Raw genomic sequence first — 20,537 nt, forward strand, 5'->3', positions numbered from 1 at the left:
GGCGATGTTCGGTCAACCACATCGCCTATTATAATTATAAACATTTTGCGTCAAATTCCTACTGAATGTCAATAATAGCGGTTTCGCCCTTCTTAACATTTCCATCTTTTTTCAATTCGACTTGTTGCCCTTGTTGTAAGTTTGTAAAGACAATTGGTGTAATGATAGATGGTGCATTTTCTTTTACAAATGCAAGATCTACTTTTAATAATGGTTGGCCTTGTTTCACCTTGTCGCCTTGTGCTACAAGCGCTTCAAAACCTTCACCATTTAATTTTACAGTATCAATACCGAAGTGAATTAAAATTTCTTTTCCGCCTTCAGATTGAATACCAATCGCATGTTTTGTAGGGAATACATTGACAATCTCACCGTTCACTGGAGAAACTACTGTTCCTTCAGTTGGCTCAATTGCAAATCCGTCTCCCATCATTTTTCCTGAGAATACTTGGTCAGGTACTTCTGTAATTGGTAAGATTTTTCCTTCGATTGGTGATACAATTGTTTCATTTTCATCAACTTTTTGAGGAGTTTCTTCCACTTTTACAGGTTCTTCTTTTTCAACATGAGGTGTACGACCTGACATAATATCATGAATTTGTGATTTTAATGTGTCAGATTTCGGTCCGAAAATAGCTTGAATGTTATTTCCAACTTCAAGTACACCAGCTGCTCCAAGTTCTTTTAAGCGGTCTTTGTTTACATTCTTTTGTTCGTTAACTTGAACACGTAAACGAGTAATACAAGCATCTAAAGAAGCAATGTTTTCTTTACCACCAAGTGCTACTAATACTTCACGAGGGAGTTCGCCTGCTTCTGCTTTTCCTGCGCCGTCATTTGCATTTGCCACTTCACGACCAGGTGTTTTTAGATTCCATTTACGAATTGCAAAGCGGAATCCGAAGTAGTAAATAACTGCTAGTACAAGACCAACAATAATTACCCACCACCATGCTGTACGGCCTGGTAGTACACCGAATAATAGGAAGTCAATTAAACCACCAGAGAATGTCATACCAATTTTAACACCTAAAATTTGCATTGTCATAAATGATAGACCAGCAAATACAGCGTGAATTCCGAATAATACTGGCGCTACGAATAAGAATGAAAATTCAAGTGGCTCTGTAATACCTGTTAAGAAAGATGTTAATGCTGCAGAACCTAAAATACCTGCTGCTAATTTTTTATTTTCTGGACGTGCTTCATGGTACATTGCTAAAGCTGCTGCTGGAAGACCGAACATCATGAACGGATACTTACCAGTTGTAAATGTCCCTGCTGTTAATTCTACACCGTCTTTTAACTGTGCCATAAAGATTTTTTGGTCACCACGGATTAATTCGCCAGCTGCATTTGTATACTGACCGAATTCGAACCAGAACGGTGAATAGAAAATGTGATGTAATCCAAATGGAATTAATGAACGTTCAATTAAACCGAATATAAATGCTGCAATTGTTCTATTTGCATCAATCATTTGATGTGAGAACGTGTTTAAGCCACCTTGAATGTATGGCCAAACGAAGCACATGATAATACCTACTATTAAAGAGAATGTTGCAGTTGCAATCGGTACGAAACGCTTACCTGCAAAGAAACCTAAGTATGATGGTAATTCAATATTGAAGTATTTATTATAGCAATATGCCGCTACTATACCGACGATAATACCACCAAATACCCCTGTTTGTAGCGTTGGAATACCTAATACGTTTGCATACGCTGGATCTGCAAATCCAATTTTTACTGGGTCTGCTCCAGAACTTGTTACTTTCACTAGCTTATCTACTTCTAAGAACACACTCATCGTTTTGTTCATAATTAAGTAGCCGACGAATGCTGCTAAACCAGCTACTCCGTCTCCACCAGCTAAACCAATTGCTACCCCAACTGCGAATAATAATGCAAGGTTAGCGAAAATAATATCACCAGATTGTTCCATAATTTTTGCAACCATTACGAACCAATCTGCTTTTAAAGCAGGAATAACATTTGTTAACTGTGGATTTTGAAATGCATTACCAAATCCAAGTAAAATACCTGCCGCCGGTAAAATCGCTACTGGAAGCATTAACGCTTTTCCGACTTTTTGAAGAACACCAAAGATCTTCTTAAACATGGAAACCCTTCCTCTCTTATCTATATTGATACCTTCCGACAAACGCCAAAAAGACATGAGGAAAAAAAGATAGAACGATAGCTATACAAAGGGTAGTATATCCCTTTCTCTAGCTTACATTCCTTACTTTTCTCCACTCATGCCTGATCGAATCAGTAACACGTGTCAAAAATAGGTTTACGTATAAGTTCACTATAATTAAGGCAAACGTTTTCGTTACTCACCTTAATGTGTTTGTCGAAATTTGTATAACTTTGCAATAGTTATTATACATAACTATTGTAAGCGATTCAATCATTTTTTTTAACGTTTTCATTTTAGACAAAAATATATGGCTTTTTACACATGCTCTGCCTTTACTAAGCGTTGCAAGTGCATCGTTAAATAAATACTTTCAGCTTCATATACAGGTAGTTGCAACTCTTTTTGCATGACCTTAACTAGCTTCCAAGCCAAGTTATAGCAAGCTGGATACTCCGCCTTTAATAAATCAGCAAAACTTTGCGATTCCTCTACTTTTTCTCCTTTTTTCACCCTCTCAATAGCATATTGAAGATGACGAATAAGACGTAAATAATGAATGCTCTCTTGATCTAATGTAATTTGTAAGTTTGTCTCAATTAAAGATACAAGTTGTGCAATGAGACGGGAGTTTTGATTAACTGAAGATAAATCAGAATTTGTAAGCGAACTGTAAATGTGAAGTGCAATAAAACCAATTTCTCCTTCTGGCAATGTAATTTGCAAACGAGAATTTAAAAGTTCTACAACACCTTCCGCAATTTCATATTCCTTTGGATAGAGCATTTTTGTTTCAACTAAAAAAGGGTTATCAATTGTAAGTCCTTGTTTTAACCTTTTAATCGCAAATGAAATATGATCTGTTAACGCAATATGAATATGTTCATTTAGTGGCGATTTCGCTTTCCCTTGAATGTACAGCATAATATCGTTCATCAATTCAATTAATTTTTCACTAATATGCGGCACTAATAATTTGTATTGTTCACGATCACGTTCATTTTTTAAGACAAACATCTTTTCGATTTGTTCTTGCTCCAATACATCTTTCGCTTTTTTCCCAAATCCAATTCCTTTACCAATCACTACTACTTCCTCGTGTTCCGGATGGCTAGCAATGATGACATTATTATTTAAAACTTTTTTAATTTCTAGATAATTACTCATATAACACCACCCTCGTACTTAAATAGCCTACTTTTATGTTACAGAATATTCTTCTTTGTCGTCAATGTAAAACATCTGCCATTTAATAAAAATTCATTTTTTAGACATGTTTATATATGATGCGTATAATGTAAGAGCAACTGTACATAGAAAGGAGATAACAGCATGATTAAAATGTTTGTAAGTGATATCGATGGTACAATGATGCAACACGGAGGTCTTATTGACGAACAAGATGTTGCGGCACTGCGCAGCCTTGCCGAGCAAAATGTTATTCTTTGCTTCGCTTCCGGAAGACTTGATAATGAAATTGCAGACTTAATGAAAGCTGTAAATACAAATTTTCATCGCATTAGTGTAAATGGTGTTTTTGTATATACACATGAAAATAAACAACTATTATCTGCAACTTTTGATTCCAGCATACTTCCCGATTTGTTAGCTATGACGAATGAAGATCCTTATTTCCGTTATGTAAGTGATGAGCATAATTATTACATTGAAGAGAAAACACCTTTCATTCAAGAACTTGAAAAACAAGTAACTATGACTTCTGTTGAAGAACCAAACTTACTACAGAAGATTGATGATACAATTTTCCCAAATAAAATTTCTGTCGGTGGAACAAAGGAGAGCTTACAACTCCTTCAGAAAAAAATTGATGAAAAATTCCACGGGAAAGTTAGTACTTTCATCTCAGCAGAACAATGTTTAGATGTAATGCCACCGAATGTTAGTAAAGGCTCTGCCATTTCTGTTTTATTAAATGAGTTTCAAATAAAACCTGAGGAAATTGCTTGTATAGGGGATTCTTATAATGACATTCCTATGTTTTCTTTAACTCCTCACAGTTTTGCTATGTCGCAAGCAGATGATGCAGTAAAAAAACACGCTCACTATGTAGTAAATCACGTCAAAGATGCTGTTAACCACGTAATTGCTCATAATAAAAATACGACTCATTCCTTATAAGGATGAGTCGTATTTTTATTTCTTTACATGTTAACCATTTTCAATTCCACTGTACTTCACAAACTGAAATATACTATTTGTTACGTGCGATATTCGTAATAAATTTATAACGATCTCCACGATAAATACATTTCACGTACTCTAGCGGTATCTCACCTTCTGAATATGACCATTGACGCATTACAAGTACAGGCGCCTTTTTAGGAATATGCAGATGTTCAGCTTCATTTTCCGTCGCAACGGAAGCTTCAATTGACTGAGTAGCGCTAACAAGTTTAAAGCCCAGTTTTTTCTCTAAATGTTCATATAAAGATTGTTGCAATATCTCTTCGTTAATATCTTTTACAAGAGCTGGCGACAAATATGTCGTCTCAAAAGCAATCGGTTCATCATCAGCTAAGCGAATACGCCTCACTTCATAAACCGATTCCCCCTCCTGTATTCTCAACCGGTCTGCTATTTTAGCAGTAGCTGGAACTAGGCGGAAACTAAGTAATTGACTACTTGGGTTCATCCCACGAGAAATCATGTCTTCTGTGAATCCCGTCATTCCTTGCAATTTTTGTTCCACTTTCGGAAGTTGGACAAATGTTCCAATTCCACGCTTCCGATATAAATAGCCTTGTTCCACTAAATTATTAATCGCCTGTCTGATTGTCATTCGACTCACTTCGAACTTATCACAAAGTTCATTCTCAGATGGGATTTTATCTCCCGGCTTCCATTCGCCGTCCTCAATTAGCTGTTTCACCCACTCTTGAATCTGATAATAGATCGGAAATGGTGAATACTTGTCGATGTTCATCAGCAATCGCCTCACTGCATAAAGATAGAGCTTCTTGATCAGCGATTACGGTTACATTCGGATGACGTTGTAAAACTGTAGCCGGACACTCTTCACTATATTCACCTTGCAATAATTCTTTAACAGCTTCTGCCTTTTTAGAACCCATAGCAACAAGTAGAACTTGTTTCGCTTTCATAATGCTTCCAATTCCCATTGTAATCGCATGAGTTGGCACATCTTCTTCTTTTTCGAAGAATCGAAGGTTTGCTTGGCGTGTAGATTCTGTTAATTCAACAATGTTTGTTGGAGAATTAAACGGTGTTCCTGGCTCATTAAATCCGATGTGACCGTTTTCACCGATTCCAAGAATCTGTAGGTCAACTGGGTTAGCAGCTAGAATGCTCTCGTAACGTTTGCACTCTTCCTCTAAATCACTTGCCATCCCGTTTGGTACATAAGTTTGTTTAAATGGAAGATGATCAAACAACTGTTCTTGCATGAAATAGTGATAGCTGTTTTTATCTTCATGTGGTAAATTTACGTACTCATCTAAGTTTACAGTGGTTACACGGCTTGTATCAAGTTTATTTTTTCGCATTTCTGCATAAATACCTAATGGAGAGCTTCCTGTAGCCATTCCTAATGTTGGATTTTCTTTTGTTTTTACAACTTCTTCAATTAATTTATAACCTGCTTCTGCTAATTCTTCTGGAGTTTTTACAACAAGAATATTCATTTAATTACTTCCCTTCCTTCATATGAATTCCTAAACGAACCGTATCATATACATGTAAATCTTCATTCATCACAACAAAGTCTGCATCTTTTCCTACCGCTAATGCACCTTTATTATTTAATCCAAACTCTTCTGCTTGGTTAACTGATGTCATAAGTACTGCATCTTCGATTGAACAACCTGTAAATTCAATTACATTTCGGAAAGCTTGATCCATTTTTAGAATACTACCAGCTAACGTTCCATCTTCTAATCGAGCACTACCATCTTTTACATGTACTGGCTGTCCGCCAAGCTCATATAATCCATCTTCAAGACCTTTTGCACGCATTGCGTCAGTAATAACACTTACTTTTTTCGGTCCTTTTAACTTATATGCTAATTTCACCATATCAGGGTGAATATGAATACCATCTGTAATTACTTCAACCATTACATCTGGATTTAATAACACATGACCAACAACTCCTGGTTCACGGTGATGTAATCCACGCATTTGATTGTATAAATGTGTCGCATGTGTAATCTTTCTATTTTTTAGTTGCGCATCAATTGCATCTGTATGCCCCATTGTGCCAACTACACCAGTTTCAGCAAGATATTGTTCAAACTCTAATGCTCCCTCTTCTTCTGGTGCATATGTTACTAATTTAATTAAGTTCCCACTTGCTTCTTGCCATTGTTTAAATTGCTCAATATTTGCAGGAACGATATGTTCAAGTGGCTGTGCACCTGCACGTTTCTTTGAAACATAAGGTCCTTCTAAATGAATATATTCGAAATGCGCTCCTTTTTCTTTTGCTTCTTTCGCAGCAGTTAACGCTGCTTCAATTGCCTCTGGAGCTTGTGTCATTGTTGTTGGGAAGTAAGTTGTAACCCCTTCTTTTAACATTTCTTTACCTAGAGTTACTAACCCATCGCTATTTGCATCCATCGCATCAATATCGTATCCACCATGAATATGAACATCGATCATACCTGGAATTATAATCTTCCCTGTAGCATCAAAAACAGTTTCACTTTCTTGTGGTACATATTGAGCCATCAAACCAATTTCTTTAATGGTTTCTGCGTAACGAATAAATCCGTTTTCCACTATTTCTTGACCTGTGTAAATTTTGGCATTGATGACAATTTGCGTTTTCATTTTCATCGATCCTTTCCCATGAATTACCTACTTGTTATTATTACCTTATTCGCCTAGTTCCATCTTAATATACGCACGAGTAGTTGTCTATACATTCTAATGAAATTTCCTTTTTATTCAACAGAAAAGGAAATTTCTTACGTCTCTTATAATTATAATATATATTATTCATTTTTCCAAAAAGGGACAGTATCGCCCCCTAATATAGAAATCACTTCAACAATGGCATTAATCCGCTAGATTCTAACATAATATGTTCACCATCTGTTTCCATTTCTACTGTACGTTTATTCGTTCTATATACCATTATACCGTGCCTTTTTAAGCGTTTCACTACACTTTGGTGAGGATGTCCATACGGATTATTACTCCCGTACGATAGAATAGCAAACTGCGGTTCCACTTTTTTTATAAACGTTTCACTTGTTGAAGTATATGAGCCATGATGCCCCACTTTTAACACATCTGCATGGACATCAAATTGTTTTAATATTTCATGTTCTGTCCGTACATCCGCGTCACCCATTAATAAAAAATCCGCTTTTCCATATCGCACCTTTAAAACAATTGAGGATTCATTATTTTCATCTTTTGATTTCCCGTTGTTTAATACTTGTATAGAAACATGTGGATCCAGCGGTATATATTGTCCTTCCTTTACTGAAACGAAAGGTATCCCTCTTTTTTTTATATTATTCCGATACGTATGATAAGTAAGAGAACTATATGTTTTTCCGCTATCTAATATAAGCGATACCGGCATTTGCTCTACAATTGGAATTAACCCCCCTATATGATCCATATCGGGATGCGTACTGACAATTACATCTAAATGATTAATCCCTTTCTCAATTAATTTCTGAATAATAACCTCTCCTGCTTCATAAGGTCCTCCATCAATTAACATTGTTTGTCCATTTGGCATTATAATAAGTGTTGCGTCACCTTGCCCCACTTTTAAAAAGCTCACTTTCATTTTACTAAGATGTTGCCGATGCATATGTAAAGGAGACGTAGTATGAATGGACATCATATACCTTTTAGCTGATGCGCTATTTAAAGAAAAACATAATAAAACAGAAACTAATAATAAAATAATCCGCATACCTCTCATAACTCGTCTCCTTTTTTCATTTAGTATGGCACTGTAAATAATTGATATACAAAAAAAGCTTAGCAAAATGCTAAGCTTTTATTTCGATATCTCTTGTAAGGAACCGAAGAATAAATCTGCTTCATTCATTTGTTCATTCTCTTCAGAAAGCGGTGGTAAATCATCTAATGTTTTCAATCCAAATGTGTCTAAAAATTCTTTTGTTGTTCCGTATAAAATAGGACGCCCTGGTCCTTCTGCTCTTCCCATTTCTTTTATAAGTAAATGTGAAACCAACGTTTGTAACGCCTTATCAGTTTTAACTCCTCTAATCTCTTCCATTTCAGTCCTTGTGATTGGTTGGCGATATGCAACAATCGCTAACGTTTCGAGGGCAGCTTGTGAGAGTGAAGCAGCTGTTGGTGTATCTATTAATTTTTGATAATATGAAGCATGTTCTTTCTTTGTAGCAAAACGATATACTTTTGCATACTGTACAATTTGCAAACCACGGTTTGCACCTTCACATTCTTGTTGCATTTCTTCTAAAATATTAATTGCTTCATTCATTTCAATTTCAAGAACTTTCGCTATTTGTTCTGGATAAATCCCTTCATCACCAGAAACAAATAAAAGGCCTTCAATAATTGACTTTTGTTCTTTCCTATCCATTTCACGAGCTCCTTCCTTCTATTTTCTCATAAAAATACACATCAAAAAACCGAATCACAATTAATGCGTTCGGTTCAATATTTTTTCTCTTGTTCCAAACGATACATTAAAACATAGCATGAGATAAAATGTTGCTATCCCATTTTCACATACTTGCTCTATGCAGATTTATTAGAGCTTGATACGAAAATTTCATCAAAATTATGTTCTTGCTCAATTATGATTTGTTGGTTTTTCATAAGTTCCAGAACTGCTAAAAATGTTACAACCATTATTTCACGTTCATCATCAACAAACAAATCATAAAAACTTTGGCGACCACCCTTTATTTTTAACTGTTTTAAAATATCAGTCATTCGCTGTTCAATTGGTATTTCTTGACGAGTAATACGTGTTGTTACAGGTTTTTTTGCCTTTTTACGGCGCATTAATTTTTGAAATGCTGCTAGCATATCATATAACGTAACATCAAGAGGTAAGCTTGTCTCCTCTTCTTGTTGCAACGATGTAAAGTCAATTGGTGGACGTGTATATAGCTGTGCTCTTTCTTGTTCTCTTTCTTTTAACTCAGTAGCAACTTGCTTATATTTCTTATATTCAATTAACCTCTCCATCAATTCTTGACGAGGATCATCTATAAAATCATCACCGTTATCAAGTACATCTTCTTCATGTTTCGGCAACAACATCTTACTTTTAATTTGTAATAACGTTGCAGCCATTACTAAATACTCACTTGCAACATCTAATTGAAGTTCTTTCATCGTATGCACATAAGATAAATATTGCTCTGTAATATCTGCTACAGGAATATTATATATATCAATTTCATAACGATGTATTAAATGTAACAATAGATCTAACGGCCCTTCAAAAGCCTCTACTTTAAAATTATATTGCACAAAGCATCCCACCACATTTTTTCTATAACAACATAAGTATAGAGCATACTCATGTTCTATCCAACCTTTTTAAGAAATTTAATTAAAAATAGACCGATGCCTATGTCATCATGCCCACCACTTCATATGATAACAGTGTAGTAAGAACAATGTAGGAGGTCAAAAAACTATGGGTCACGTTGATTGTGGTTTTAGCGGTGGGTTCGCATTACTTGTTGTACTGTTTATTTTACTAATTATTGTAGGAGCAGCTTGCTTCTGCTAATATGAACAATAACGGCTAGGGGGAAACCTCCTAGTCGTTTATTGTTCATATTTCTATGATACACTTATATGTATAACCGTTAGATAGGAGCGAGAAAACATGTATCCTACCGAATACATACAATTTTTAATTCATTTCCATGGAGATTATGACTATTTTGAATGCCACGAAATACTAGAAGAGTATTGGAAGACAAAACCAAGAGGTAATCGTGATCATTACTTAGTTGGTCTCATTCAAATTGCAGTTTCTTTATACCACCAAAGACGTGCTAATTGGAATGGTTCTACAAAAATGATGAAAAGCGCAATTACAATTTTAGAAAAAAGCGGTGTGCCTTTACAACGTTTAGGAATTAATCAAGTACAACTTCTTTCCTTGCTCAATGAAAGATTGCAATCTATCCATAAAAAAGAACGTTTTGTACCTTTATTTTTACCCTTATCAGATTCATCGTTAGAGAAGCAGTGCATAGAGTTATGTCAAAAACAAAACCTCTCTTGGAAAGACTTGAATGCTATCCCAGGTGAATATATTATAAACAAGCACACTTTGCGTGATCGCACAGAGGTCATTACTGAACGAAACGAACAATTACAAAAAAGAAAGCAGAGATAATAAACTACTTATCTCTGCTTTCACGAATGTATATTTTGTTCTAGCCCTTTACATTTTTCGCAAAAACTTGCTGTTTGCTCATTTCCGCAAATTGTAAACTCAAGAAATTTACTCTTTAACTCTTGAACCATCTTCGTCCCAATCCCCACATGACGGTGAGACGGGTTCACACTCAAATGCTGAATTTCTAATACTTGATTCTCTTTTTTTACAATCCCCATTATTCCAACAAAATCTTCATTTTCTTTCCACAAATACAATTGCCAATCATCTTTTGCTTCATATTCTTTCATTGTCAATTGTAATGTTTTCACATCTTTTTCAGTTGGCATAAACGAAAGAAGCCCCATTGCAATTTTTTCATAACTTTTTTTAAAACGAATTAACATAACCCTTATCCCTTCTTACAAAAGTTACAAACTAGTAATCCCCTCAATCACTCTTTTCATATCACATTCATTTTACAATATTTTCAACAGAGTGAGAAGAGTCTAAAACAACTTGATAATCATACAAAGCGAAAAGAAGAAAGTCAAATCTATGTTTCAGCACTATTCCTTTAATAAATAGAGTTAAAAAAAGAAAATTTTATATGGAATGGAAAGAAACATATCATTCAACAGCACTTCATTTATAGTTACTCTAAAGCAGCACAATTCTAGCAAAATTAATATAACAAAAAATATTTATTGAAACATATAATGTAATGTATTCTATGTAATTGGTTAAAGGTTTGTTCTCACAAACAATATATTTTAGCAACAATACTACTTGTATGATGAGCTGTAGAAGTAGTACTCAATCTCATTAAAAATAAAAAAGAGAGCAAAAGCTCTCTTTTTCCTTACCTTATTCTTCCCAAACTTTAACTTCTTTCATTACATCGCCTTGACGCATTTTTAATACTGTTTCAATACCGCTTGTTGCTTTACCGAATACAGTATGAACACCATCTAAATGCGGCTGTGGCTCATGAACGATAAAGAATTGGCTACCGCCTGTGTTACGGCCAGCGTGAGCCATAGAAAGTGATCCTACAAGGTGTCTATGAGGGTTTCCATCAGTTTCACATGGAATAGAGTAACCTGGGCCACCTGCACCTGTACCTGTTGGGTCTCCACCTTGGCTTACGAAGCCAGGAATAACACGGTGGAATGTAACACCGTCATAAAATCCTTGCTCTGCTAATTTTTTAAAGTTTTCTACTGTTTTCGGTGCTTCTTCTGGGAAAAATTCCAAGTCGATTTTTTCACCGTTTTCCATTAATATGTATCCTAAAGTTTTCATACGTATATGTCTCCTTTCAACTATCTCAGCACTATATTACCACATTCATGACTAGAAACAAAAAGAATCCGACAATCTAGATACTTCTTTTTTGAAATGTGGAAAAAGCTAGGTGACAAATAAGAAATATATACTATAATAACTTTGTTGCCCGAAAATTTTAGAAAGAGAAAGGGAGCGATTTTTCGTGAAAACGAAATTACTAGCTCTGCTATTAGCTGTAACGGTATTTATGATGCCAACAGCTTCGTTTGCAGACATCATCGAGGGAGAATCAATTGTTACATTAGGAGAGAACTTATCTGAACAACAAAAACAAGATCTGTTAAAAGAAATGAAAGCACCGAAAGATGCTACAATTATTACTGTATCTAATGCGGAAGAACATAAATTTCTAGAAGGCATTGTTCCAAAAGCACAAATTGGTACGAGAGCAATTTCTTCTTCTATGATTACATACACAAAACCAGGATCTGGTCTTATTGTACGATCAAAGAACATTAACTGGGTAACAGATGCAATGTACACTAACGCTTTGATTACAGCAGGTGTAAAAGATGCAGAAATTCAAATTACTGCACCTTTTAAAGTTTCAGGAACTGCAGCTTTAACTGGATTAATGAAAGCATACGAAACTGCGTCCAATAAACAAATTCCTGAAGAAGTTAAAAAAGTAGCGAATGAAGAAATGGTACAAACAGCCCAGCTTGGTGATAAAATTGGTGAAGAAAAAGCAGTTCAACTTGTTGCAAAAATTAAAGAAGAAATTGCAAAAGAACAGCCAAAAACAACAGAAGATTTACGTTCATTAATTAAAAAAATTGCTGATCAACTCGGCATTACATTGACAGATGAACAGTTAGATAACTTAGTATCGTTATTTGATAAAATGAAAAATCTTAATATCGATTGGAATCAAGTTGGTAGTCAATTAAACAAAGCAAAAGAACACGTTTCTGCCTTCTTAGGTTCTGAAGAAGGACAAAGTTTTCTAGATAAAGTGAAAGATTTCTTCTCAAGTATCATTGATTTTGTTAAATCTTTATTCAAGTAAAAAAGAAGCCCGCCAGTGACGGGCTTCTTTTTTATACAAGTAATGGTAATTTCATAACAGCCTCTTCAACCGAGCGCACTATATGATTTGCTTTCTCCTTTACATATGGATGGGCATGATGAAGAGTAAATGAATGCGGGGTTACTTCAAACATAGAAATATCATTGAAAGAATCTCCAATACAAGCAACTTCATTTGCTTCAATTTGCAAATGGTCCATTAGTCGCTTTAGAGCACTCCCCTTACTCACGCCTCTTGGCATAATATCAACATAGCGTTTACCTGATATAAAAACTTCCGCTTCGCCTTGAAACGTATCTCGTAGCTCTTGATCTAACGTCACAATTTTCTCTTCTTCTCCAAAAACAAACAATTTTGCAGGGTGTACAGTCTTACCAAACTCTTCTTCTAACGCTTCAATTTCAGCGATATGCACGCCCATATACGCTTCAAAATTATGGTGATGTTCATTCTTCCTTTTTGTATATCGCTGCTCATTTGCACAAACAATATCCGCTAGTCCTTTTTTATGTATATATCGATATATTTCCTGGGCAACCACATTTTCAAAACTCGATTCATGAAATAAATTTCCATCCGGAAGCAACATTGTCGCTCCATTTAAGCCAGTTGTATAATATGGGAATGAAAACCTTTTTACAACTTCATCAATTCTGTGTGTAAAGCGGCCAGAGGCAAAACAAATATTTGTCCCTTTCTCAGCTAACCAACACAGCGCACGTTCATCTTCTTTTTGCATATGATTCACATCGTAAACGAGCGTGTCATCTAAATCACTTACAAATAATTTAATCATGTCCTCTTCCCCTTCCATACACAATATCTACTCTAAGTGTACACAAAAAATGTTTGATTTTTGTTAAAAAATAATAAATTTTTGCTAAAAAAAATAAACGGGTGTATAATCCCGTTTATTTTTGTCTTTTTACATTTTGAGGTCTTACAATACTTGGTCGTACTTTTAAACTAGACATCGTTGGACGGAGTAAAATTTTTGTTAATGCGCCCCAATCAAATGGTAAAAACGGCCATAAATAAGGTGTTTGTAAACTTTTTATAGACGTTAAAAATAAAATTAATATCGTCATACCAATTACAAATCCCATCTCATGGAAGAGGCCTGTTAAAATAATAACAAACAATTTCCCAACCTTATTCCCTAATCCTAATTCATAACTCGGTGTTGCATATGCACCAATCATCGAAACTGCTACATACAAAATTACTTCTGGCACAAACAAACCTACATCAATTGCAATTTGACCAATTAATATAGCGGAAATCAACCCTGCTGCAGACGATAACGGCGTTGGAGTATGAATGGCTGCCATCCTTAAAAACTCAAGTCCGACCTCTGCCATTAACACCTGTAATAAAATTGGTAAATGCGTCATCTTAGTCGGTCCAATAAAAGCAAGATTTGCTGGCAAAAGAGTTGGATCAAATACAAACACTAACCAAAATGGTAATAAAAATAACGAGAATATAACACCTAAAAAGCGCACCCAGCGTAAAAATGTACCGACAGCTGGATTTTGTCTAAACTCTTCCGCGTGCTGTAAATGATGAAAATATGTTGTCGGTGTAATCATAGCACTTGGCGATGTGTCAACAAGTACTAACACATGTCCTTCTAGTAGATGATTTGCTGCTACATCTGGCCTTTCTGTATATCGAATAAGTGGAAATGGGTTATAGCTTTGCTTTACAACAAATTCTTCTACTGTTTTATCCGCCATCGTAATTCCATCTACATCGATGTTATTTAATTCTTGTTTTATAATCTTTACTAAATCTGGATTTGCAACATCTTGAACGTATGTAATGCAAATATCCGTTTGTGATCTATCTCCTACTCGAACCATTTCATTTCGAAGACGTGGATCTCGAATTCTTCTACGGATTAATGCTGTATTTACAACGATATTTTCAACAAATCCATCCCTTGCACCGCGTACTACCTTTTCGGTATCTGGTTCTGTCGGCGTTCGCCCTGGATAACTACGAACATCGATTGCAAACGCTTCCGTTTCACCTTCCACAAATATCACGATGAGTCCTGATAATACTTGGAGCATTACCTCATCCATCGTTTTCACTTTACTTACTTGTTGATGGATTAAGCGATTCTCTAAAAGCTTCACTGTATCTTCTTCTACATCCCTTATCTCATTTGTATCCACCGCTTCTTCTAAAATAGGGATAATATAATTTGTATCACAAAGTCCGTTTACAAATAACACACCAATTTCTTTATTCAAAATTTGAAATTTACGAATGCCAACATCGTATGTAACGCCTAGCCCAACTGTCTGCTTTAAATAATTTTCATTGTCACTTATGAAAGTTGATATAGGGATATCCACTTTTTTAGGCTTCGTCATAAAAACCACTCCTTTCCAAAATTAATTGAATTGCTTTCTTCGTAATAGGTGATCCCCTCTCCCATTCATCATTTCCACACATCTTACCAATGTCACCGACTCCAACGATGACAGGAACATTCAAGTCATCTAAACAATAAATTGTATCTCCGCTAATTCTGCCAATTTCGCCATCTGGAAGTCCAAATTTATCAACACCGTATTCGGTTAAATTCCCATTCCGATCTACACTTACATCTACACGTGCCCATTCCCAATGATGCGTATTAGACGCTACCGCTAAAATACCGAGCACATCAATTTGTTTATGGGTAGCCACATATTTTAAAGCCTTTTCACCAGATCCTTCTCCAATAAATCCACTGTCATCAAACATGACAAATACAGGGTCATATGGCGTTTGCATAATAAGCTCAACAACTTTTTTCCCTGTCAATTTGGTTGGATTACTTTGTGATGCTGAAATACACCTTCCCCCAAATTCCTTCGTTAAAAGCTCAATTGTCCGCTTTGCATATTCATCTCCATCTGTGACCAAAACAACCCTTCGTCTCATTTGATTTATCCTTTCGGTTTACATATAAGTGCTATAAAAAACGAAAACAATATCGCTGCGGAAATGCCCGCAGACGTTAAACTAAACATGCCAATACCAATTCCTAAATATCCATGTTTTTCTGCTGCATGCATTGCTCCGTGCAATAGTGAATGTCCAAAACTTGTAATAGGGACTGTTGCTCCAGCACCTGCAAACTTTATTAGTTTATCGTACAATCCAAATCCATCTAAAATTGCTCCGATGACTACAAAAGTTGCCATTAAATGAGCTGGTGTTAACTTTATGAAATCTAACAATAGTTGCCCAATTAAACAAATAACTCCACCTACAAGAAATGCATATATAAAATCCACAATTCACTCTCCTTTAACTCTCTCAAATACGACACCATGTGCAATTGTCGGAATCGTTTCCTTCTGTTGCATCATCATCGGGCTTAATAATGCACCAGTCGCAACGACAAAAATTCGTTGTAAATTCCCTTTTTGCATCTCGTGTAATAAATGACCATATGTGACAACTGCTGAACAAGCGCAACCACTACCACCTGCAAACACTTCTTCTTGACTTGATTCATAAATCATCAATCCACAATCATTGTATATATGCCCAAGATCATAACCTTCCTCAAGTAAAAGTTGTTTCGCAATCGGCGTCCCAACAGCTGATAAATCACCCGTAACAATCAAATCATAATCATCGGCACTTCTTCTTAAATCTTCAAAATGTTGTTGAATTGTATGAGCTGCTGCTGGAGCCATCGCTGCCCCCATATCCAAAGGATTTGTAATTCCTAAATCTTGCACTTTTCCAATTGTAGCCGACGTAATTTTAATTGCACTTTTTTCATTGCTAATTAATATAGATCCTGCACCAGTCACAGTTGAATTTGCTGTCCCTGGCTTTTGTCCACCGTACTCTGTTGGATAGCGAAATTGTCTTTCAGCCGTTGCATTATGACTACTTACTGTCGCTAAGACACGATTTGCAAATCCACCGTCTATAAAAGCTGAGCCAACTGCTAAAGTCTCCATAGACGTCGCACAAGCGCTAAACATTCCTAAAAAAGGAATGCCCCACTTACGCGCAACATAATTTGCTGTCACTGTTTGATTTAATAAATCTCCCGCTAAAAAGAAATCAATTTGCGATGTTTTTATATTCCCTTTTTGCACTGCTTGTTGAATTGAGTCTGACATTAATCTTCGTTCGGCAAGCTCCCAATTTTCTTCTCCACAATGCAAGTCACCATATGAAATATCAAATTTTTTCCCGAGAGGGCCCTCAGCTTCTTTCGGACCGACAGCAGTACCCGTTGCATTCACATATATATCATTTTGAAATACCCACGTTTGTTTTCCGGTCAACCTCATACTAGCCCTCCTTTAAGACATAAAAATTTTAAAGGTATACCTTATTAACCCAATGATATATGCACCAACAACCCCAAATACAATCACACTTCCTGCCAGTTTAAACATATTTGTAGCAATCCCTAGAACAACCCCTTCGCTCTTATGTTCTAAGGCAGCGCTCGCCATAGAATTTGCAAATCCTGTTACCGGTACCGCTGATCCTGCTCCAGCAAATTGACCGATTTTATCATATACACCACACCCTGTTAAAATCGCGGATAATAAAACAAGGGTTGCAACAGTTGGGTTTCCTGCCTCTTGTTCACTGAAGTGAAAATAATGTATATAAAATTTCATCAATACTTCTCCAACTGTGCAAATGAGTCCACCTACAAGAAATGCTTTGATACAATTTAGTAAATAGTTTGGCTTTGGATGATACTCCTTCACTTTATTTATGTAATCATCCTTCAATTTCTGACTTGTCATTTATATACTGCCTCCTACTTTACGAAATAAATCCAGTGAAACAACGATCCTATTACTTTCCCAAGTACAAGAGCAACGAGTAAAACAATAATCTTCCCCTCTACCCCTACTCGTTTCGCTAAAATAGGCAGAACATTTAACACCTCTGTTAATGCCGCAGCAAGCATTCCGATGAATGTGCCACAAAATATCCCTAATATAACGAGCCAATACTGCGACGTTTGAAATGTAATGTTTTTCAAACTGCACCAAGCCCCTGTTAAAGTACCTGCAATGACTGCCCACTCAAAATATTGAATATGCTTTCCACTTCTCGTTAATTGGGCTAAGCGGGGGATTATACCAAGTACAGCTAAAAATGCGACATATCCGCTACCTACCGCAATCCCTCCAGCTAAACCAATTAAAATAACAAATCCAGACTCAATCATCGGCAAGTTGTTTCATATTATCCTTGTTTTCATTAACGATTACATACTGATCAAGTGACTGTTGGTATTGAAACATCTCAACTTCTAACGGACTCGGCTCTTCATTAATTCGCTTTTGAAATACATGATTAAAAAATAAAACCATCCCTAAGCCAAGACCTAAAGAATAAGGGATTTGAAATAAAAGTGGTTGCGCATTAAATTCTCCAGTAATCATGTAATATAACCGTTGATGTACTTGTTGCATACTTACATCTTCATGGAAATAAATGATCGCAAGGGCCGCTCCAATGAACAGTAACAGCCATACAAGCCCGAAAAAAATTGGGTGTGTCTTCTTTTTTTCGTATATAATTTCAACAAGAGTTTGTCCAGAACCGAGTAAATTAATTTGTACATGAGATGCTTTCTGTTGAATAATCTCAATTACTTTCATAACATCAATTACAACATGCGTCTTATCATGCGCTGTTATTTTGTAAACTATCTCATTTTGTAACAACTCAACTACGGAAGAATCTCCGGCAAGTTGAGCAACATCGCCCAGCTTTACTTCATAAGTAGGAGAAACTTTTAAACGATTGCGCATTTTAATATAAATCGTTTGTTCCAACTTTCATTCACCCCTTCACTCTTCCTCGTAGTTGTAGTATGGTTATTGAATTTTTTTCTAATACAATTTTTTCATAAAAAAACATCTGCACCATTTCGGTACAGATGTTTTTTACTTATGCCTTTTTCTTAAATAAGTTTACAATACTTAATGCAAGCCCTCCCCAAATGACTACTATTCCAATAACCATCATCATAATCGCTGATCCACTCATTATGAAACACCTCGATCTTTCCATTCTTTTTCAAGCTTGGCAGAATCCGAATGAATTTGTGCATCCCATTTTTTCAGGCCAATGATTATTGCAACAATGAGGAATGCTGCTGCTATCGACCAACCATACGTTACAACAAACTCAGTCGGATAATCTCCGTAGTTCTTTTTAATATTTTGGATTGTACCATCAATTAGCATATACCCTAACATAAGCGGAGTAATAACGAGTAAACTCACTCTCCAAAACGTTCCTAATTTAATATCAGATACAAAGTTTGCATGATTTTGATAAACTGGTAAACGGCGTAAAATGAGCCCTATCGTAACTACTTCCGCAAGTGCAATTGTAATTAATCCGAAATTATTAGCGAAATAGTCGACAACATCTAAGAACATAAGTCCACCACGTGTTGCAAAAACAAGAGAAACTAACACGAGAAGGGTTCCCATAATTCCAATAGTTTTTTCCCGACTTAAACTGAATTTTTCAGATACAGCGGCAAAGCATACTTCCGCGAGTGAAATAAGTGATGTAATTCCAGCAACCGTTAACGATAAGAAAAATAAAACACCAAACAACGGTGACATCGGCAATTCATTAATAATTTGGGGAAATACTACGAACGCAAGCCCAACGCCAGCACTTGCTACTTTATCAACCGGTACTCCCATATTATTTGCCATAAATCCAAGAGCTGCAAAGACCCCAATACCTGCTAATAATTCAAATCCTGAGTTTGCAAATCCAGTAATAAAGGCATTATTTGTTGTATCCGAGTTTTTCGGTAAATAACTAGAATACGTAATCATAATTCCAAATGCTAAAGATAAACTAAAGAATATTTGACCGTAAGCAGCAAGCCATACTTTCCCATCAAAAATACGACTCCAATCTGGTTTAAAGAATGCATCTAGTCCTTGCATAGCACCTTCCATCGTCACTGCACGAACAACGATAATAAGGAACATAACAACTAATAAAGGAATAAATATACGGTTAACAACTTCGATTCCTTTTTTAACTCCTTTAAATGCAACGCCAAGCACAATAATCCAAACGAGAGCTAACGGAATTAATACTTCTGGTACAAGTCCTCCAAATTGTCCTGGCTTATCTGCAACATGTAAGTACTCTTTAAATAAAAATGATTGCGTGTCTTTTCCCCATGCTCCAGTAATTGCAAAGTATGTATACGATATAGACCAAGCAATAATCACTGCATAATATGTTGAAACAATAAATGTTACGCACATTTGCCACCATCCAATAAATTCTGCACGCGGGCTAATACGGAAAAATGTAAGTGGTGCTGAGCCACGATGACGATGACCAAGGGCAAACTCAAACGCTAACAATGAAATACCAGTCGTTAATAATGCAAATAAATACGGTAAAAAGAATGCTCCTCCTCCATTTTCATACGCTGTATAAGGAAAACGCCATATGTTTCCTAATCCAACGGCAGATCCGACCGCTGCGAAAATAAATCCAGCTCTCGTTCCCCATTGTTGCCTCGTTTCCATGTTTCCTTCCCCCTTTATGACAAGTTCATACTTGGATTATATTTTAAATTGACTAAATTATCAATAAATTCTGTTAATTTTTGCGAAAATTAACATCTCTCT

At 35.9% G+C, this 20,537-nt stretch carries 24 protein-coding genes; 4 read left to right on the forward strand and 20 right to left on the reverse strand.

Annotated elements, in window-relative coordinates; all coding sequences use genetic code 11:
* Positions 1-58 precede the first annotated feature (58 nt).
* Together ptsG and glcT are read right to left on the reverse strand one after the other, a co-directional pair.
* Complete coding sequence (gene ptsG / locus V7S45_RS19850; protein ID WP_000473178.1) at positions 59-2,122, reverse strand: PTS glucose transporter subunit IIABC; 2,064 nt, start codon at positions 2,120-2,122, stop codon at positions 59-61.
* Between the two features lie 339 nt (positions 2,123-2,461).
* Positions 2,462-3,310, reverse strand: coding sequence for a ptsGHI operon transcription antiterminator GlcT (gene glcT / locus V7S45_RS19855; RefSeq protein ID WP_000073860.1), 849 nt, complete (start codon positions 3,308-3,310; stop codon positions 2,462-2,464).
* A 165-nt stretch (positions 3,311-3,475) separates the two neighbouring features.
* On the opposite strand from glcT, the gene V7S45_RS19860 reads away from it, so the two are divergent.
* Complete coding sequence (locus tag V7S45_RS19860) at positions 3,476-4,282, forward strand: Cof-type HAD-IIB family hydrolase (RefSeq protein ID WP_088343895.1); 807 nt, start codon at positions 3,476-3,478, stop codon at positions 4,280-4,282.
* Between the two features lie 73 nt (positions 4,283-4,355).
* Here the strand turns inward: V7S45_RS19860 and V7S45_RS19865 are convergent, their stop codons facing one another.
* The 6 genes from V7S45_RS19865 to scpA all read right to left on the reverse strand — a co-directional run bounded on the left by V7S45_RS19865 (position 4,356) and on the right by scpA (position 9,619).
* Complete coding sequence (locus V7S45_RS19865) at positions 4,356-5,087, reverse strand: GntR family transcriptional regulator (protein ID WP_014894892.1); 732 nt, start codon at positions 5,085-5,087, stop codon at positions 4,356-4,358.
* Complete coding sequence (nagB, locus tag V7S45_RS19870; protein WP_001024210.1) at positions 5,017-5,805, reverse strand: glucosamine-6-phosphate deaminase; 789 nt, start codon at positions 5,803-5,805, stop codon at positions 5,017-5,019. Before nagB ends, V7S45_RS19865 begins: the two co-directional genes overlap by 71 nt.
* A 4-nt stretch (positions 5,806-5,809) precedes the next feature.
* Positions 5,810-6,952, reverse strand: a complete 1,143-nt coding sequence (nagA, locus tag V7S45_RS19875) for an N-acetylglucosamine-6-phosphate deacetylase (RefSeq protein WP_002164437.1) — start codon at positions 6,950-6,952, stop codon at positions 5,810-5,812.
* Between the two features lie 211 nt (positions 6,953-7,163).
* Positions 7,164-8,066, reverse strand: coding sequence for a ComEC/Rec2 family competence protein (locus V7S45_RS19880; RefSeq protein ID WP_001214826.1), 903 nt, complete (start codon positions 8,064-8,066; stop codon positions 7,164-7,166).
* Positions 8,067-8,144: 78 nt separating this feature from the next.
* Positions 8,145-8,717, reverse strand: a complete 573-nt coding sequence (gene scpB, locus V7S45_RS19885) for a segregation/condensation protein ScpB (RefSeq protein ID WP_000375168.1) — start codon at positions 8,715-8,717, stop codon at positions 8,145-8,147.
* 158 nt (positions 8,718-8,875) lie between these two features.
* Entirely contained in the window at positions 8,876-9,619 is a 744-nt protein-coding gene (gene scpA / locus V7S45_RS19890; protein WP_001199753.1) for a segregation/condensation protein A, read from the reverse strand.
* A 169-nt stretch (positions 9,620-9,788) separates the two neighbouring features.
* Between scpA and V7S45_RS19895 the strand changes: the two genes are divergently transcribed.
* Together V7S45_RS19895 and V7S45_RS19900 are read left to right on the forward strand one after the other, a co-directional pair.
* Positions 9,789-9,884, forward strand: a complete 96-nt coding sequence (locus V7S45_RS19895) for a YjcZ family sporulation protein (RefSeq protein WP_000510194.1) — start codon at positions 9,789-9,791, stop codon at positions 9,882-9,884.
* Between the two features lie 99 nt (positions 9,885-9,983).
* Positions 9,984-10,502 carry a DUF309 domain-containing protein gene (locus V7S45_RS19900; RefSeq protein WP_000283597.1) on the forward strand — a complete coding sequence of 173 codons (519 nt, stop codon included), beginning with the start codon at positions 9,984-9,986 and terminating at the stop codon, positions 10,500-10,502.
* A gap of 20 nt (positions 10,503-10,522) precedes the next feature.
* Here V7S45_RS19900 and ribT read toward each other — a convergent pair whose 3' ends face one another.
* Together ribT and V7S45_RS19910 are read right to left on the reverse strand one after the other, a co-directional pair.
* Positions 10,523-10,891: a GNAT family N-acetyltransferase RibT gene (gene ribT / locus V7S45_RS19905; protein WP_000908401.1), complete on the reverse strand. Its 369-nt coding sequence runs from the start codon at positions 10,889-10,891 to the stop codon at positions 10,523-10,525.
* Positions 10,892-11,351: 460 nt separating this feature from the next.
* Positions 11,352-11,789: a peptidylprolyl isomerase gene (locus V7S45_RS19910; protein WP_000853782.1), complete on the reverse strand. Its 438-nt coding sequence runs from the start codon at positions 11,787-11,789 to the stop codon at positions 11,352-11,354.
* A gap of 187 nt (positions 11,790-11,976) precedes the next feature.
* Here V7S45_RS19910 and V7S45_RS19915 point away from each other — a divergent pair, with 187 nt between their 5' ends.
* Positions 11,977-12,843, forward strand: coding sequence for a DUF1002 domain-containing protein (locus V7S45_RS19915; RefSeq protein WP_000850515.1), 867 nt, complete (start codon positions 11,977-11,979; stop codon positions 12,841-12,843).
* Positions 12,844-12,874: 31 nt separating this feature from the next.
* Here the strand turns inward: V7S45_RS19915 and V7S45_RS19920 are convergent, their stop codons facing one another.
* From V7S45_RS19920 to V7S45_RS19965, 10 genes are all read right to left on the reverse strand, one after another.
* Positions 12,875-13,678: a Cof-type HAD-IIB family hydrolase gene (locus V7S45_RS19920; protein ID WP_002026273.1), complete on the reverse strand. Its 804-nt coding sequence runs from the start codon at positions 13,676-13,678 to the stop codon at positions 12,875-12,877.
* Positions 13,679-13,775: 97 nt separating this feature from the next.
* A complete protein-coding gene (gene spoVAF / locus V7S45_RS19925; RefSeq protein ID WP_000165595.1) occupies positions 13,776-15,248 on the reverse strand; it encodes a spore germination protein SpoVAF in 1,473 nt (490 codons plus the stop codon).
* Positions 15,235-15,804 carry a stage V sporulation protein AE gene (locus tag V7S45_RS19930; RefSeq protein WP_001254415.1) on the reverse strand — a complete coding sequence of 190 codons (570 nt, stop codon included), beginning with the start codon at positions 15,802-15,804 and terminating at the stop codon, positions 15,235-15,237. The genes spoVAF and V7S45_RS19930 overlap by 14 nt, the downstream gene beginning before the upstream one ends.
* Positions 15,805-15,809: 5 nt before the next feature.
* A complete protein-coding gene (spoVAE, locus tag V7S45_RS19935) occupies positions 15,810-16,160 on the reverse strand; it encodes a stage V sporulation protein AE (protein WP_088343897.1) in 351 nt (116 codons plus the stop codon).
* A 3-nt stretch (positions 16,161-16,163) separates the two neighbouring features.
* The gene (gene spoVAD, locus V7S45_RS19940; RefSeq protein WP_001241166.1) at positions 16,164-17,180 is read right to left on the reverse strand and encodes a stage V sporulation protein AD; all 1,017 of its coding nucleotides are present in this window, start codon (positions 17,178-17,180) and stop codon (positions 16,164-16,166) included.
* Positions 17,181-17,192: 12 nt separating this feature from the next.
* A complete protein-coding gene (gene spoVAC, locus V7S45_RS19945; protein WP_000203810.1) occupies positions 17,193-17,651 on the reverse strand; it encodes a stage V sporulation protein AC in 459 nt (152 codons plus the stop codon).
* A 14-nt stretch (positions 17,652-17,665) separates the two neighbouring features.
* Entirely contained in the window at positions 17,666-18,082 is a 417-nt protein-coding gene (spoVAB, locus tag V7S45_RS19950; RefSeq protein ID WP_000572936.1) for a stage V sporulation protein SpoVAB, read from the reverse strand.
* Complete coding sequence (locus V7S45_RS19955; protein ID WP_000438369.1) at positions 18,075-18,695, reverse strand: stage V sporulation protein AA; 621 nt, start codon at positions 18,693-18,695, stop codon at positions 18,075-18,077. Before V7S45_RS19955 ends, spoVAB begins: the two co-directional genes overlap by 8 nt.
* Positions 18,696-18,810: 115 nt before the next feature.
* Positions 18,811-18,909, reverse strand: a complete 99-nt coding sequence (locus V7S45_RS19960) for a methionine/alanine import family NSS transporter small subunit (protein ID WP_000016828.1) — start codon at positions 18,907-18,909, stop codon at positions 18,811-18,813.
* Positions 18,909-20,435 (reverse strand): sodium-dependent transporter, encoded by a 1,527-nt coding sequence (locus V7S45_RS19965; RefSeq protein WP_000450088.1) that lies wholly within the window; start codon positions 20,433-20,435, stop codon positions 18,909-18,911. Before V7S45_RS19965 ends, V7S45_RS19960 begins: the two co-directional genes overlap by 1 nt.
* Positions 20,436-20,537 lie beyond the last annotated feature (102 nt).

The sequence above is a fragment of the Bacillus sp. BR3(2024) genome (assembly GCF_039134555.1).
GTDB classification, from domain to species: Bacteria; Bacillota; Bacilli; order Bacillales; family Bacillaceae_G; genus Bacillus_A; species Bacillus_A cereus.

Bases quoted from the DNA above. Each gene is read 5' to 3' on its own strand.
- V7S45_RS19965 (WP_000450088.1), bottom strand. From the start codon at position 20,435: ATGGAAACGAGGCAACAATGGGGAACGAGAGCTGGATTTATTTTCGCA.
- nagA (WP_002164437.1), bottom strand. From the start codon at position 6,952: ATGAAAACGCAAATTGTCATCAATGCCAAAATTTACACAGGTCAAGAA.
- V7S45_RS19930 (WP_001254415.1), bottom strand. From the start codon at position 15,804: ATGAGACGAAGGGTTGTTTTGGTCACAGATGGAGATGAATATGCAAAG.
- V7S45_RS19900 (WP_000283597.1), top strand. From the start codon at position 9,984: ATGTATCCTACCGAATACATACAATTTTTAATTCATTTCCATGGAGAT.
- V7S45_RS19920 (WP_002026273.1), bottom strand. From the start codon at position 13,678: ATGGAAGGGGAAGAGGACATGATTAAATTATTTGTAAGTGATTTAGAT.
- V7S45_RS19895 (WP_000510194.1), top strand. From the start codon at position 9,789: ATGGGTCACGTTGATTGTGGTTTTAGCGGTGGGTTCGCATTACTTGTT.
- spoVAB (WP_000572936.1), bottom strand. From the start codon at position 18,082: ATGATTGAGTCTGGATTTGTTATTTTAATTGGTTTAGCTGGAGGGATT.
- V7S45_RS19960 (WP_000016828.1), bottom strand. From the start codon at position 18,909: ATGAGTGGATCAGCGATTATGATGATGGTTATTGGAATAGTAGTCATT.
- spoVAD (WP_001241166.1), bottom strand. From the start codon at position 17,180: ATGAGGTTGACCGGAAAACAAACGTGGGTATTTCAAAATGATATATAT.
- V7S45_RS19865 (WP_014894892.1), bottom strand. From the start codon at position 5,087: ATGAACATCGACAAGTATTCACCATTTCCGATCTATTATCAGATTCAA.
- V7S45_RS19880 (WP_001214826.1), bottom strand. From the start codon at position 8,066: ATGAGAGGTATGCGGATTATTTTATTATTAGTTTCTGTTTTATTATGT.
- nagB (WP_001024210.1), bottom strand. From the start codon at position 5,805: ATGAATATTCTTGTTGTAAAAACTCCAGAAGAATTAGCAGAAGCAGGT.
- spoVAC (WP_000203810.1), bottom strand. From the start codon at position 17,651: ATGACAAGTCAGAAATTGAAGGATGATTACATAAATAAAGTGAAGGAG.
- V7S45_RS19910 (WP_000853782.1), bottom strand. From the start codon at position 11,789: ATGAAAACTTTAGGATACATATTAATGGAAAACGGTGAAAAAATCGAC.
- glcT (WP_000073860.1), bottom strand. From the start codon at position 3,310: ATGAGTAATTATCTAGAAATTAAAAAAGTTTTAAATAATAATGTCATC.
- ribT (WP_000908401.1), bottom strand. From the start codon at position 10,891: ATGTTAATTCGTTTTAAAAAAAGTTATGAAAAAATTGCAATGGGGCTT.
- spoVAF (WP_000165595.1), bottom strand. From the start codon at position 15,248: ATGACGAAGCCTAAAAAAGTGGATATCCCTATATCAACTTTCATAAGT.
- V7S45_RS19860 (WP_088343895.1), top strand. From the start codon at position 3,476: ATGATTAAAATGTTTGTAAGTGATATCGATGGTACAATGATGCAACAC.
- ptsG (WP_000473178.1), bottom strand. From the start codon at position 2,122: ATGTTTAAGAAGATCTTTGGTGTTCTTCAAAAAGTCGGAAAAGCGTTA.
- scpB (WP_000375168.1), bottom strand. From the start codon at position 8,717: ATGGATAGGAAAGAACAAAAGTCAATTATTGAAGGCCTTTTATTTGTT.